General features: G+C 62.2%; 9 protein-coding genes. 6 read left to right on the forward strand and 3 right to left on the reverse strand.

Features of this window, described 5'->3' with window-relative positions:
* Entirely contained in the window at window positions 1-3957 is a 3957-nt protein-coding gene (locus C7S18_RS21115; protein ID WP_170113408.1) for a hybrid sensor histidine kinase/response regulator transcription factor, read from the reverse strand.
* A gap of 174 nt (window positions 3958-4131) precedes the next feature.
* Here C7S18_RS21115 and C7S18_RS24620 point away from each other — a divergent pair, with 174 nt between their 5' ends.
* From C7S18_RS24620 to C7S18_RS21125, 3 genes are all read left to right on the forward strand, one after another.
* A complete protein-coding gene (locus C7S18_RS24620; RefSeq protein ID WP_170113409.1) occupies window positions 4132-4593 on the forward strand; it encodes a hypothetical protein in 462 nt (153 codons plus the stop codon).
* A gap of 57 nt (window positions 4594-4650) precedes the next feature.
* A complete protein-coding gene (locus tag C7S18_RS21120) occupies window positions 4651-7038 on the forward strand; it encodes an alpha/beta hydrolase fold domain-containing protein (protein WP_106893436.1) in 2388 nt (795 codons plus the stop codon).
* Between the two features lie 100 nt (window positions 7039-7138).
* Window positions 7139-7861, forward strand: coding sequence for a hypothetical protein (locus tag C7S18_RS21125; protein WP_106893437.1), 723 nt, complete (start codon window positions 7139-7141; stop codon window positions 7859-7861).
* A 71-nt stretch (window positions 7862-7932) separates the two neighbouring features.
* Here the strand turns inward: C7S18_RS21125 and C7S18_RS21130 are convergent, their stop codons facing one another.
* Window positions 7933-8370, reverse strand: a complete 438-nt coding sequence (locus C7S18_RS21130; protein WP_106893438.1) for a DUF3052 family protein — start codon at window positions 8368-8370, stop codon at window positions 7933-7935.
* 62 nt (window positions 8371-8432) lie between these two features.
* Between C7S18_RS21130 and C7S18_RS21135 the strand changes: the two genes are divergently transcribed.
* From C7S18_RS21135 to C7S18_RS21145, 3 genes are all read left to right on the forward strand, one after another.
* A complete protein-coding gene (locus C7S18_RS21135) occupies window positions 8433-9857 on the forward strand; it encodes an amidohydrolase (RefSeq protein WP_106893439.1) in 1425 nt (474 codons plus the stop codon).
* Window positions 9854-11107, forward strand: coding sequence for an amidohydrolase family protein (locus C7S18_RS21140; RefSeq protein ID WP_106893440.1), 1254 nt, complete (start codon window positions 9854-9856; stop codon window positions 11105-11107). The genes C7S18_RS21135 and C7S18_RS21140 overlap by 4 nt, the downstream gene beginning before the upstream one ends.
* Before the next feature lie 427 nt (window positions 11108-11534).
* Window positions 11535-12470: a hypothetical protein gene (locus C7S18_RS21145; protein WP_106893441.1), complete on the forward strand. Its 936-nt coding sequence runs from the start codon at window positions 11535-11537 to the stop codon at window positions 12468-12470.
* 891 nt (window positions 12471-13361) lie between these two features.
* Here the strand turns inward: C7S18_RS21145 and C7S18_RS21150 are convergent.
* Window positions 13362-13799: a hypothetical protein gene (locus C7S18_RS21150; RefSeq protein WP_106893442.1), complete on the reverse strand. Its 438-nt coding sequence runs from the start codon at window positions 13797-13799 to the stop codon at window positions 13362-13364.
* Between the last annotated feature and the right edge of the window lie 418 nt (window positions 13800-14217).

Below are 14217 nucleotides of genomic sequence, written 5' to 3' on the forward strand. Positions count from 1 at the left end.
CTAATGTGCTCCGATGCCGCTTCCGCTACGACCGATCTGGCTGGGCGGCACGCCAAACTCTGCCTTGAAGCTCCGCGAGAAATGCGACAGTGATTCGAAGCCAACCGCGTACGCCACTTCGCTGACCGAACCTTGGTTCTGGCTCAGCAGTTCGTGTGCGCGCCTGAGCCGAACCTGGCGCAGGTAGTCTGCCGGCGCCGTGCCCAGACTCTCCTGACACTTCCGGAACAGCGTGCTGCGATCCATATGAAGCTTGTCGGCCAGTGTTTCCACGCTGAGCTTGGTGTCGCCGAGACTGCTGAGCAGGACTTGGTCCAAACGCTCACTGAACGTGGCGCGCTTCCTGGTTCCTGCCGATGCCGTGGCTGCCTCAGCCGCGACCATCGCGCGGGGCGGTTCGCTGAGTCGGCGCGCCAAGCGCTGCTGTGCGGCCAATAGCGCCGCGATGCGCGCGATGAGTTCGGACGTATCGAATGGCTTCGGCAGGTAGTCGTCGGCGCCAATGGTCAGGCCGCTAACGATGTCGCGCTTCTGCCCGCGGGCACTCAACATCAGCACCGGAATGAATGCGATCTCGGGATCGGCGCGGAGTGCGGCCACAAACTCGTGACCGTCCATGACCGGCATCATCAGGTCGGTAACGATCAGATCGGGCGTTTCGGCGCGACTGATCGTGAGCGCGTCGGCGCCATTGCCGGCGTCGATGACGCGATAGTTTGGCGCCAGCTGCGATTTCAGAAACGCCCGCAGTTCTTCGTTGTCATCGACCACCAACACGGTCTTGCCGCTGCTCAGCGCCTGCTGAACCGTACGCTCCATGGCTGCCGGCAAATGGTGTGAGCCATGACCGGCTTCTGGCAGCGGCAGGGCCTCCAGCGACGCATCCGCTGCCGCCAACGGCAGCAGAAACCAGACTTTGGTGCCGACGCCGAGGGTGCTGTCGATTCCCACTTGTCCGCCATGCAGTTCGACGAGCTCGCGGACCAGCGCGAGTCCGATCCCCGTACCGCCGCGAGCCATCTTTTGATGGTGCGCCGACTGGAAATATCGCTCGAACACCTGTGGCACATCCTCCGCTGGAATGCCCGGGCCCTGATCCTCGATCAGCACGCGTGCATACCCATTGTCTGTGCCCAGATACACGCCCACCAGACTGCCCGAGCCGGAAAACTTCAGCGCGTTGCCGATCAGATTGGACAGAATCCGACGCAACTGCACCACATCGACCGACACAGGCAGCAGCGACTCTGTCTCGGCGTGAATCTGCAACGCAATGCCCCGTAGCCGGGCGAGCTCCGCAAAATCCTCGCCGAGTTGTCGGGTGAACGTCGCCAAGTCGATGGTCTGTTTGTGCAGCTTGATCTGGCCCGCTTCAAGGCGATGCAAATCGAGGACCTCGTCCACGAGATGTTGCATCTGCGCACTGTTCTTCAACGCGGTGTCAGCAAGCTTCGCAGAATCGGGATCGTGATTGGCGCGCGCACGCTCACGCAGCGCCTGCAACGGCCCGATCATCAACGTCAGCGGCGTCCGAAATTCGTGCGACACGTTGGCGAAGAAGCGCGTCCGGGCTGCGCTTTGCTCGGCGAGCTCATCGCGCTGTTGGCGGATCGTCTCGGTCCGCTCGGCAACCTGTGCGCCAAGCTCGCGCGCCCGCAACTCCAGTGCCTGCACCCGCCAACGTCGGCCCAGGCTCGCCGCGAAGAGCAGCATGCCGAGCGCGGCCAGCGCATAGAAGGCCTTGGCCCAAAGTGTCAGGTACCAGGGCGCCGGACGGTACAAGGTGATACGCAACGGGGTCGCGGTCAGGCCCGCATGATCGGTCGCCTCAACTTCAAACACCGATTCGCCGTAGGGCAGCTGCGTGAAATCCTTGAACGCCTCAGGTCGCCACGCCGACCACTCGCCGCTCCCTGGCAGCAAGCGGTCCCGATATTGCACCGGAGTGCCCAAACTGTAATCGGGCACCGCAAACTTGAGTCGCATTTCGTCGAGTGCCATCGGCAGGTCCAAGCGATTGGGATAGGCCAACGCGTTCGCTTGCTCGCCCGGACTCGGCCGACCAAGCACCACGCCAGCAAAGCGCACGGCCAACGTGGGTCGCCGAAACGGTGCACGCGGCACCCGGAACACGCCTTCATTGGCCGCGATCCAGAGATGGTCGCCATCGATCAGCGCGTCATTCCAACTCGGCCCATCCAACAGATACGACAGCGTGGGGTCGGCGGTGAACGTGTTGCGTTGCAGACTGAGCATGCCAGAGGGTGACCACAGTCGACCCGGTTCCGAATCAACCGCCATCCGGCGCAGGTTGATTTGAGAACTGAGCAACGTGAGTTGCAATGGCGGCCCCTGCAAGTCCTGGGCCATGTCGCCCGTCCCAACGAGCAGGCGATCGCCCACCCGAAACACATGGTTCCAGCCCTTCTGCACGCCAGCCGACCCATCCCATCGCTCGATCTGGCTCAAAGACCAGTCGGCCGCGGGCCGGACCCGCACCAGGTCACCATCGTTGCTGCCGATCCAGAGGCTGCCGTCAGCTGCCTGGGTGCCGCGCGCGAGGCCGATATCGAAATTCGGTAGATCGCCGTCGCTTTGCCACGCGCCATCGTCCCAGCGATAGCGCTGCAGGCCCCGGGTGCTGAAGGCGTACACGTGGTTGGGTTGCGTTTGATCCTGGACCAACTGGTTGATACGTCGGGATGCAAACAGCTGCGTGGCGCTTGATGCGCCATCAAATAGCGCCCACAACGCGTTGTCAGCGCCAATCAGCAAACTGCCCGACTCGGCATGGCTGAGCAGCGACACGCCGTTTGCCGGACCGTCCACGCGCACAAAGCGCGCAGCGCGCTCAGGCTCTGGCGTCAGCCGGTAGACGCCTTCGGAGCCTGCCGCGTAAAGCTGCCCCTGATGCCTGTGCACAGCCTCCATGATCGTTGACACGCCCTGCGCGCGACCAAACCTGGTAATGCCGCTGCCCAGATCAAGCCGGGCAATGCCGCCCTCCATCGTGACCCACAAGCCCTGTTGGCGGTCGAGGTCGAAGCCCGTGATGCGATTGCCCGGTAACCCATCCGCGGTATCCACGCGCTGCGCCAGGGTGCCATCTGAATTCAACACGAGCAGCCCGCCTAGGCGTGTACCGAGGACGATCCGACCATCCGGCAGTGGCAGTACCGCCGTGGTCTTCAGCGCAGTCCCAAGCGAATCGGCCGCCGAAGGCCAATGTGCGAGGCGCGGGCCTTCGAGGCGCCATAGGCCGCGATCCAGCGTGGCGACCCAGCCCTGATCCGGCCCGGTCTCGACCATGCCAACGATCGGTGTGCCAATGAGCAAGTCAAAGCGATGGTCGTCGACAAACACCCGGCGCGCACCATCGAAACGCTGGATGCCGCTCGTTTCCTGAATCAGGACGGTCTGCCCCAATCGGTACATGTTGCCGATGTGGCGATGGTCGAAGACTTGCAGCGACCCGTCCGGCGGCTGCCAGAACACGTGCTCGCGGGTCGCAAAGAACATCCCGTCGGGGCTGATCTTGCTCCGACCGATCATCCCGAACCCGTCTTGTCCGGCGGCTTGGCTCAAGGAGTGAAACGTGTAGTTGCCGTCGGGGCCTTTGCCGTACCAGCCGAAATCGTCGATCGTGCCAGCCACGAAGCGGTCGCCATCACTGTCGACGTCCCACACCCATTTGTCGACGCCGGAAGGCATCAGCTTTTGCCAGTACACCCCGTCGAAAACCAACACCGAGTTCGAGGTGGCGATCAGCACCGAGCCGTCGTCACGCGCGTCAACCGCCCAGTTCTGCGGATGTTCCCGGCCCGGTGCCGGCAGCCAGGTTTGCATGGGCATGGGCAATGGCAGGTCTGCCAGCGGTGCCGCCAATACCGGCCGAAATGCAGCCGCAGCCATGCCCGCCAGCACCAGGAACGGCAGTCTGGACAATGACTTGGACAAGGTGGCTCGGAGTGGATGCATTTGCCTGGATGGTGCAGGGCTTTGCATGGCCGATGCAAGCGCCATGAACTGCGGACCGGCAGCAGTCGCGATGGCGCCTTCGTTCGTACAGTCTGGCCCACGCTGGCAGGGCGACCCCGGAAGGACTCCGTTCATGGCCTTGTCCGCGCCATCATGAGTGTCGGGCAGGCAGCCAACATGTTCAACGAGGATTTCGAGTTTCCCGAGAACCGCATTCTGTCGGTCCAGGCCGACACGCGCGCGCCCCCGAGTGTGAGCGGCAACGGCGACTTCGCCCGCCAGGGCATGGGGCGCCCGGGACTCAATTCCGACATTCAGGACACCGAGGGCACGCTGTTGATTCCGATCGGGGCGATTGTGGACTTGCTGAGCGAGCACCCGCTCGAAGTCGATGAACTTCGCGACCACCTCGGCTCCGCGCTTCGCATCTATGCGCGCCGCGTCAGGGATCGGGCCGAGGTGGCGCTGCTCCAGCGCGGCAGCGATGAGCGCTGGCAGCATTTGGGCTGGAATCGCGTGCAGTCGGACGTCGACATCCATTGGTTTGCGCGGGCGGTGCTGATTGGCCCGAGCGTGCGTTACGAACTTGACTCGGCGCAGATCCGGCTCGATTGAAGTACCTCAGGCGAAGTCACCGGTGCCACGGCACAGACGTGTGGCTAGCATTGGCGGATGCCCACGCGCCATGACCATGATCCGACGCTCGCCACGGATGCCCCGTTCCGCGAGTGTTTGCTGGCGTTCGTCTATCGCTGGCTGATTCGCCTGCTGTTGAAGCCGCTGTTGTCTCCCCGCTGGACGATCAGCGCCCAGCGGCGCTGGCTGGATTGGCTGTCTTGGTTGAATCGGCCGACGCCCGGAATCGACGTTGTAGCAGCCACCGTCGCCGGCCTCCCCGGCGAGTGGTTGCACCCGGCGCACGCGGCAAATCTCCGCGACGCCGTCGTGCTCTATCTGCACGGCGGCGCCTTTTGTGTCGGCAGCCCGCGCACCCATCGACCGTTGGCCATGAGGCTGGCGCGCGACACCGGTTTGTCTGTCTTTGCGGCCGACTACCGTTTGGCGCCGGAACACCCGTGGCCGGCAGCAATCGACGACGCCGAGGCCGCCTTTCTGGCGTTAGCCGAAAGCCGGCGGGTGTTGGTCGTAGGCGATTCCGCTGGCGGCACGCTCGCGTTGCTGTTGGCGCAGCGTTTGCGCGATCGCGGGTTGCCAGGCCCGGCGGCATTGGGACTGCTATCGCCCGTGGCGGACTTGGCGGTTCAGGTCGATGGACGGACCGAGCGTTTGGACCCGATGCTCAGCCAAGCCTGGCTGTCGGACTGCTTCGGACATTGGCTTGGCAAGCCCCCATCGGACCTGCCAACCGCATCGCCAATCGCTGGTTCGCTTTCAGGGCTGGCGCCCACCTTCGTGCACTTTGGCGAGCAAGAGTTGCTCGCGGCAAGTTGCGAGCGGCTTGTGGCGGCGATGCAAGCCGCGGGCGTAAGCGCCGAAGGCCATTGCTGGCTGCGTCGCTGGCATGTGTTTCAACTACATGCCAATACCCTGCCCTCGGCTAATGCGGCGCTGAGTTGTCTCGGGCGGCAACTGTTGTCGGTTCTTGATGCGACCGAGCCGCCGCGCGAGCGCACGCTGGAGGTGCTGATCATGGGCGCGGGCATGTCGGGGCTCTGCATGCTGCGCGGACTCAAGCAGCGCGGTCAGCACGATGTGTTGGCGCTGGAAAAGCAGCCGAACCTGGGCGGCACTTGGTGGGACAACACGTACCCAGGCGCCCAGGTTGACGTGCCTGCGCCGGCCTACGCGTTTTCGTTTGCGCCGAATCCAGACTGGCAGCAGCGATTCGCCAGCGCGAGTGAGATTCAGCGCTATCAGCAGCGCTTGGCCGAACGCGAAGGGCTGCTGCCGCATCTCCGATTCAACACCAGATTGACAGCTGCACATTGGCAACCGGACCAGAAACGCTGGCGCTGCGAGACGGCCTGTGGTCAGGTGATTCATGCCCGGCATTTCGTGTGCAGCACCGGGCCGCTGAACCAACCGCGCTGGCCCGACATTCCGGGGCTGAACCGATTTGCCGGGACACGCCTGCACTCGGCAAGATGGGATCATCAAGTCGATCTGACGGGCAAGCGCGTGGCGGTAATCGGCACCGGCTCGACGGCCGTGCAACTGATCCCGCCGTTGGCAGCACGAGCCGGGCATCTCACGGTACTGCAGCGCACGCCAAACTGGATTCTGCCGAGGCTCGGTCGGCGCTACCGGTGGTTTGACCGCGGGCTGGCGCGCGTCCCGGGCTATGCCCCCATGGTGCGCGCCAGTTGGGTGCGCTTTCTCGAATGGGTGCGCAGTGGCTTTGACGACGGCACCGTTGGGCGTTCGCTCATGCTGGCGATTGCGAGGCGGTTGCGAGAATGGCAGCTCTCTGATGCACCTCTTCGGGCACTGCTGACGCCGAACTACCCGCTCGGCTGCAAACGCCTGATTTTTGCGAACGACTACTACCCGGTGTTCCGCCGGCCAAACGTCGTGTTGGAGACCGGCCCGATCAGCGAGGTCATCGAGCATGGCGTGCGGCTGGCCGACGGTCGCATCCTGGATGTGGATGTGCTGGTGTGCGCGACGGGCTTCGAAACCGTCCGGTTGCTGGCATCGGTGGACATTCGCGGTCGCTCCGGCGCGTGCCTGGCCGACCGCTGGCAGGAGGGTCCGTCGGCGTTCCATGGCATCACCGTGCCGGATTTCCCGAACTTCTTTCTGATGCTCGGCCCCAATACAGCCACAGGGCATACGAGCACCCTGCTGTTCATCGAGCCCGCGGTCCAGCATGCACTGGCGGCCATGGCGCACGCTGGCAACGGAGCGGTGGAAGTCGCTGCCGCGGCATTTGCGCGGCATAACGACGCGTTGCAGCAGCGTCTGCAAGGCTCGGTGTGGGCGCAGTGCCAGAGCTGGTATCGCGCCGCAAACGGACGGGTCGTGGCCTTGTTCCCGGGCCGGACGCGGGAGTACGTCGTCGGCGCTGCATTTCGTGCCGACGACTACCATTGCCATTGAATTCCAACACGCACCGCGCTGGGACGAAGACCGGTGCGAATCGAATGCCACTTCAGGTAGTCTTGCCGACTGAATTCAACTCGCCGACCAGGACTGCGACATGCGCCTTCTGACTCAAACCGGACTGCTCTTGGCGCTGCTGACGCTGGCTGATGTGACCGTCGCAGCCGCGGTGAAATTGGGTGCGCCGCTTCCGGGCACGCCGCGTGACCCTCATGGCAGCACGATTGTCGCCGACCCGAGTTTTGAGTCAGGCACGCCGAACCCGGTTTGGTCGGAGTCCTCCACCAACTTTGATACCCCACTCTGCACCGTCGACGCATGTGGCACCGGCAACAGTGCGCAACCCGTGAATACGGGCGATTGGTGGGTGTGGTTTGGGGGCATCGACGCGGACGAAACCGGCGAAGTGGCGCAAACCGTCACGCTGCCGAGCGCGGACGTCTTGAAGCTCAACTTTGCGTTCCAGGCGCCGGTCTGTTCGGGCGCCGCAACCGACTTTGTCGAGGCCCGCATCAACGGCACCACCGTCTGGCGTGCTCACGGCGCCGGCCCGCTGTGTGGCATCGGTACCGGCTACACGCCCATCTCGGTGGATATCAGCCAGTTCAGTGGTCAGACGGTCACGTTGGCATTTTTCTCGATCATCAGTGGGGGCAAGGGCCCCAGTGCCGTGCTGGGCACGGACGCCTGCAATTTCTTCATTGATGACGTCTCGGTCGGGACGTCCAGTTTTGTTCCAGCGCTGAGCTCGTGGGCTCTGTTGGCAGCGGTGATGCTGCTCGGTGTGATCGGCCTGGTTGGACTGCGTCGGTTCCGTTGATCAAGCGCCTGCGCCGTTGTTGCACAGGACCGGCAACCGTCAACCTGGTGCGGGTCCGGAGTGGCTGCCGCTCACTTCTTGCTGCGAAGCTCTTTACGCACCACCAGCTTGAGCCCGCTCCAGACCTCGTCCACCGCACAGACTTTGATGTCGACCCAACCAAGCGGCAACGCGAGCTCGCGGATGCGGTCCTCCGTCACATCAGTCTTGCGCTTACTGGTCTTTTTCGGCCACGAAATCCAGAGCGACGCGTGCTCCGGTAGCACGCGTCTCGCCGTCTGCAACAGATCGGCCAGCACTTTGGCTTCGGTGACGAAAGCCTGCATCCAATCCGTCCCGGGATGCATGCGGGCATGCCACACCACGCCGAGAGCGTCGTTCCCAAGCAGATCGACATAACCATCTGGCGCCTGATCAAGACACGCAATGAGGCCCGCCTTCAGACCGAGTTTCTTGGCGAGCGGTGTACCGGAGTATCCCGAAACGGTCGTGTTGATGGTCTGTGACATGGGTCATGGCTCGCACGGTGGACGTACTCTGGCATAGTCGCGGCTTCCCTAGGGAGACTGCCATGCCATTCAACCATCCACGACGCTTGCTGTGGGCAAGCTTGTTTCTCAGCACGCTGGCTGCTGCCGGCGAGCCCTTCCCGTCGACCTATCAGCCGTTGCCATCCACGCCCCTACTGATTCGCGATGCCACGGTCTTGATCGGTGATGGCAGCAAGATCGAATCCGGCGATGTACTCGTGCGCGATGGCAAGATTGTCGCGGTCGGTGCCAATTTGACGGCCGAGGCGGGCGTTACCGAGATCAACGGCAGCGGTCGCGTGCTGACACCCGGGATCATCGACATCCACTCCCATCTCGGCGTGTACGCAAGCCCCGGTTTGCAAGGGCATCAGGACGGCAACGAAGCGACCGACCCGGTCACGCCGGGTGTGTGGGCCGAGCACAGCATTCTGCCGGATGATCCGGGCTTTGATGCTGCGCGCGCCGCGGGCGTCACCAGCATGCTGATTCTGCCGGGTTCGGCGAATTTGATTGGCGGACGTGCCGTCGCCGTGCGCAACGTCCCGGCGCAGACTTATCAGCAGATGAAATTTCCGGGTGCGCCACATGGCTTGAAAATGGCGTGCGGCGAAAACCCCAAGCGCGTGTATGGTTCGCTCGGCCGCGCACCGCAAACCCGCATGGGCAACGTCGCCGGCTATCGTCAGGCGTTTGCTGACGCGCAGCAGTATCTTGACGACTGGCAGCGCTACGACAAGGCCCTGGCCGAGTACACCAAAAAGCAGGCTGAGGCGGCATCGAGCAAGAAAAAGAGCAAGGATCAGAAGGAGCCGGGCGAGCCGCCCAAGGCGCCCCATCGCGATCTGAAACTCGAGACGCTGGCGGGCGTGCTGAAAGGTGAGATCCTCGTTCAGAACCACTGCTATCGCAGCGATGAGATGGCCAACCAACTCGATCTGGCGAAAGAATTTGGCTTCAAGATCACCACGTTCCACCATGCGACCGAGGCCTATCAGATCGCCGATCTGCTCGCCGAGAATGGCACCTGCGCGGCGATGTGGGCCGACTGGTGGGGCTTCAAACTGGAAGCGTTCGAAGGTGTCCAGGAAAACATCGCGATTGTCGATCGCGTCAAGAATGGCTGCGCCATCGTGCATTCCGATTCGTCCGAGGGCATTCAGCGTCTGAACCAGGAAGCAGCGAAGGCCATGGCGCGCGGCAACGCAATGGGTTATGGCATTGACTCGGCGCACGCGATCCGCTGGCTGACCGAAAACCCCGCCAAGGCCATGGGTATTCTGGATCAGACCGGCACGATCGCGGCGGGCAAGCGCGCCGACCTCGTGCTGTGGAACCGCGATCCATTCAGTGTGTACGCGTTGCCGGATTCGGTATTCATTGACGGCGCCGAAGTGTACGCGCGCACCGATCCCAAGAAGCAGCACGTTTCAGATTTCCGCCTGGGCACGGAGGTGCAGCCATGAAATTGACGTTCAAGATCCGTGGTTCGCTGCTGAGTGTCGCAATAGCTGGCGCATGGGTGGGCCAAGCAGGCGCCGCCGACGTGCTGATTCAAAACGCGACGGTGCACACCGCGTCGTCGGCCGGAACACTGACTGACACCGATGTGTTGATCCATAACGGCCGCATTGCCGCGATCGGCAAAGACTTGGTGGCCGCCAACGCCGAAATCGTCGATGCAAAGGGCAAGCCGCTGAGCCCCGGCTTGTTCGGCGGCGTCAATGCGCTCGGCATCGAGGATGTGTCCCTCGAAATTGGCACGGTGGATTCGGCCTACACGCCGAGTGCGACAGTGCCAGCAGGCGAGCAGGAATATCGACCCGAGTTCAACGTGGCCGATGCCTACAATCCAGAGTCTGTGGTCATTCCGGTGCAGCGCGTCGAAGGCGTGACGTTCGATGTGGTCGCGCCCAATTCATTGCCCGGCGGCACCCTGTTCTCGGGCCTCGGTGGCGCGGCATTGCTCGATGGGCGGAGCCAGTTCCTCAGCAATTCCGAAACACTGTTCATCGCGTTTGGGACCGGCGCATCGCCTTTAACGGGCAACTCCCGCGCGGCGCAGCTCATGCTGCTGCGCGAGGCATTCGTCGAAGCGAAGGCGCCAGCCGTTACCGATAATGGCCTGCTCACCGCGCAAGGTCGTGCGACGTTGCGTCGATATGCCGATGGCGGCCGCGTAGCGTTCAACGTCAACCGTGCGATCGATATCAGCCGCGTGCTCGACTTTGCCAAGACGCAGGGCATCAAGCCCGTCATTATCGGCGGCATCGAATCCTGGCAGCTGCGCGATCGTCTGGCCGCCGAAAAGGTCACCGTCGTGCTCGATCCACTTGTGAACCTGCCGAACGATTTCGATTCCCTGGGCGCATCACTCGAAACCGCCAATTGGCTGAACCAGGCGGGCGTGCCATTAGCGTTCTACCTGAGTGGCGATGCCGCCCATAACGCCCGCAAAGTCCGCCAAGCTGCCGGCAATGCCGTGGCGCACGGATTGGATTGGCAGGCCGGCCTACGGGCGATCACGTCAGTGCCCGCGCGCACGTTCGGCATTACCGACCGCGGCGAAATTGCCGTCGGCCAGTTCGCCGATCTGGTGCTGTGGACCGGCGATCCGTTGGAAGTCACCACACTCGCCGAAACCGTCTGGATCGAAGGCAAGGCACAAAGCCCCCGCACGCATCAGACTGAATTGCGGGATCGCTACAAGCGCTGAAAGGTCAAATCCGCCGCGCGGCGCCAATTCCGTAGGGGCAGACCTCTGTGTCTGCCCCTGTCGCCGAGAGCCTGACGGCGGTTGGCGCACATTGGCCGCACCGGGCGCGGCAGACACAGGAGTCTGCCCATACGGATTGGCGACAAAAAACGGCGTCTCGTATTCGTGGTGAGTCGATATCCAAGAAAGCGTAAAGTCGGAACGTTTTCGGGCCACGACAGCTGTACCAACGGTGCATTGTTCGCGAGCATGAGCGATCTCGCAATGTCGGGATCAGGAGATCTCGACAGTAGTGTCGACTTGCCGACAACAGTGCCAAGTTGGTCGCTGCCGTGCCAGATGATCAGCGACCTGGCGACTACCTCGGCTTCACGGTAGCACTGGAGGGCGATCCCCTTGGCGTATGGCGTATTTCAGGACTCTGATCATGCGAGCACTCATTCACCGACTGTTTTTCTTATTAATCCCCGCACTCGCCGCTTGCAGCGAGCAGCAGCAGACCTTGCGTTGGGAAATCATTGACCCAGACAGCGGCAAGGGTATTGAAGGGGTGTGGATCAATTTCCTTTGGTATGGCGAAGCGACCGCCCGCGGAATTCGTCCCTGTGTCGGTGCTGTGTTAGGACGCACCGATGCCAATGGTGTGTTTCAAAGCACCGCGCCGCAAGAGGGATGGGTGTATGCACAATCGGCCATGATGTTTAAACGCGACTACCAGCCGCTGCAGTTCAAGCTGCACCCCAAGGATGAGAACCTGGTGATTGCGGAAGTCGTGGTTCAAGTTCATGAGCGCAATGCTTATCCGGCTTGGTTCGAGCGCCTGCACTCATTGGGATATGAGTATGTTGACCTCGGTGGCCTATCGACCACCACCTTGTTTAAGAAGACTTTCTCCGCCGAGCGCATTAAGGACAAAATGAACCACCTCCCGTTCGAACCCGGTGGCCGCCAGGAGTATTGGGTGAAGCGGCGCACCTTGCCAGAGTACGCCGCTGCACCTGGTGTTGGTGCGACCTGTCCAAACGAGGGCGCGGTCAAGATCGGCTTTGATGATCAGCGGCTGCTGAACTTGCTTGACTACGAGCGCGCGATGCATGCCTATGACTATCTTTGTGACCCGCAATGGGACACGGTGCCAGCCGAGTATGCGCAGACGAGGTCCCGGAGATTTGTCAACCAATCGCTTTGGCTGTTGGCGGACGCAAATAAAGCATACGAAGAGGCGAAAGCGGTGATACCGGATTACTTGTCCGAGTACCGATCGCCTGACATCGAAGATCGCGCCCTCCGGGTTGATGAGCGGATCGCCTTCTGCAAATGGCTAGAACCGCAGACGCGTCAAAGCACGGAGCCAAAGACATGAAGCAGACTTTGTTTCTATTGGCCACTGTTTGCAGCTTCAGCGCAAGGGTATATGAGGTCGATACTCTCGGGTGGTACGCAGGGCGGCAACCGGCTTCCCGCCTCGCGGACCCAAATCCCAGCGCACCCAGGTCGAGCGCATCGACGAAAACGGGCGTGTACTGTTATTCGTGACCACGGCGTGGAAGCGCGAGAAACGAACGACAAGAGGCGAGCCGAATCTCGCAGCTCTGCCTCCACCTCGGTGATGACACCTTTCAGCGACGTATTGGCCTCAACCCGCCACTCCGTGTGGATCATCCCGCAAGAGATTAGCGGGTGCATTTCGGACACCCAACCCGTGGCGGATCTGGACCAGGCAGCGCTCTTTTGTCGCAAGTCACCCCCTCCCTGGCCCTCCCCCACGAGCGCGGGGGAGGGGATTTCGGACTCGCTGAACTGTCGGGAAGCCGTTTCCTGACCGAAAATTGAGGCCCGGAAACGTCGAATAATCAGAAGCTTACTGCGGCAATTCCGCCTGAGTCCGGCTGTCGGGAACCGGAAATGGCGTCAGTAACACTCAACGCCAGTGATTTCAGTCGCTTGCGGCGGGCGCGCCCCCTCTTCCTGTACAACTGAGGTGTCCCACTGACAGCATTTGCAGGCAATCCGATGCCTACTGACATTTTTTCCTGAAGAACGTTGCAGCGTTGGAACGGTAGCCACAGCCATCGTGAAATCGCATTCGCCACAAGTCGCGGCTGCCGCAAGATGGGTGAGATCTGGTGAGCCAATGTCGTTGTTGCAGACATGACTGTCCTCCTACTTGATTGACGGACACCGGCCAGGCCCGCCACCGACACGGTCGGCAGCGCGATCAAATCACCAGCGGAGACCGCATTCCGTCGCTAACCTAGCGTGGCGCCTTCGACTTACCGTCGAGGCAGCGCCTAACCTGTTCCTCAGTCCATGGATCTTCGTTCCATTCACCTAGCTCGTTTAGAATCTGGACGAGTTCTGCGATTAGGCGCAGTCGAGCTGGCGCCGGCATCGCGCCGCCGTGTTGGCCCAACACATGATCGAGCAAACGAGCCGCGTAGCGAGGCTTGGCACCGGGCTTGTTCGGACGATCAATGAAGGACTTTGGCGGCTCCCATTGCAGAAGCGTCGCGGCGGCACGCGTTAGCAGGGAGTCATTTCCCGCCAGCGGCAATTCGATCTGCTGGCGAGCGCCTGCGATCATGAGTTGCACCGCGATATGCGTTTGCTCGGGCGAATACTTGGCGGCTTTGGCGGGTAGCGTCACGCTGTTCTGGTAGTCGCTGTTCCGAAGAAGGTCTCCGATGCCCAAGATTCCTCTGAAAGGCCAGCTGGCCAAGTCGTCGTGCAACTTCGTGAACGCTCTCGCATATCGCTTTGCTTCCCCTTTCAGTTCTCCCGTCGTCTTCTGCGCGTTATTCGGGAGCCGTGAGTGCTTTAGCAGTCCGTTGAATCCGGCGTATTCGAGCCACGAGCAGGCGAAGTCGAACGGACGATCTAGTTATCCTGCGAGGGCCCAAGTGGCCTGGCGTCGGCGACCTTGAAGGAATCCATGGGCCGCCCACTCGTTGCTCTCGGCGCCGGCGACGCACCAGGGAGGGCGCTCCTTGAAGTCATCAGGTCTGAATCCATGCTCGCTCTTAAACTCGCAACAGAGCTCGTCCTAGCGGTGGTCACGCACCAGTTGAGAATTGGACGCAACAAACTCCATCCGTTTCGTTTGCCGTTTC

Origin of the sequence: Ahniella affigens (assembly GCF_003015185.1) — a bacterium.
Lineage (GTDB): Bacteria > Pseudomonadota > Gammaproteobacteria > Xanthomonadales > Ahniellaceae > Ahniella > Ahniella affigens.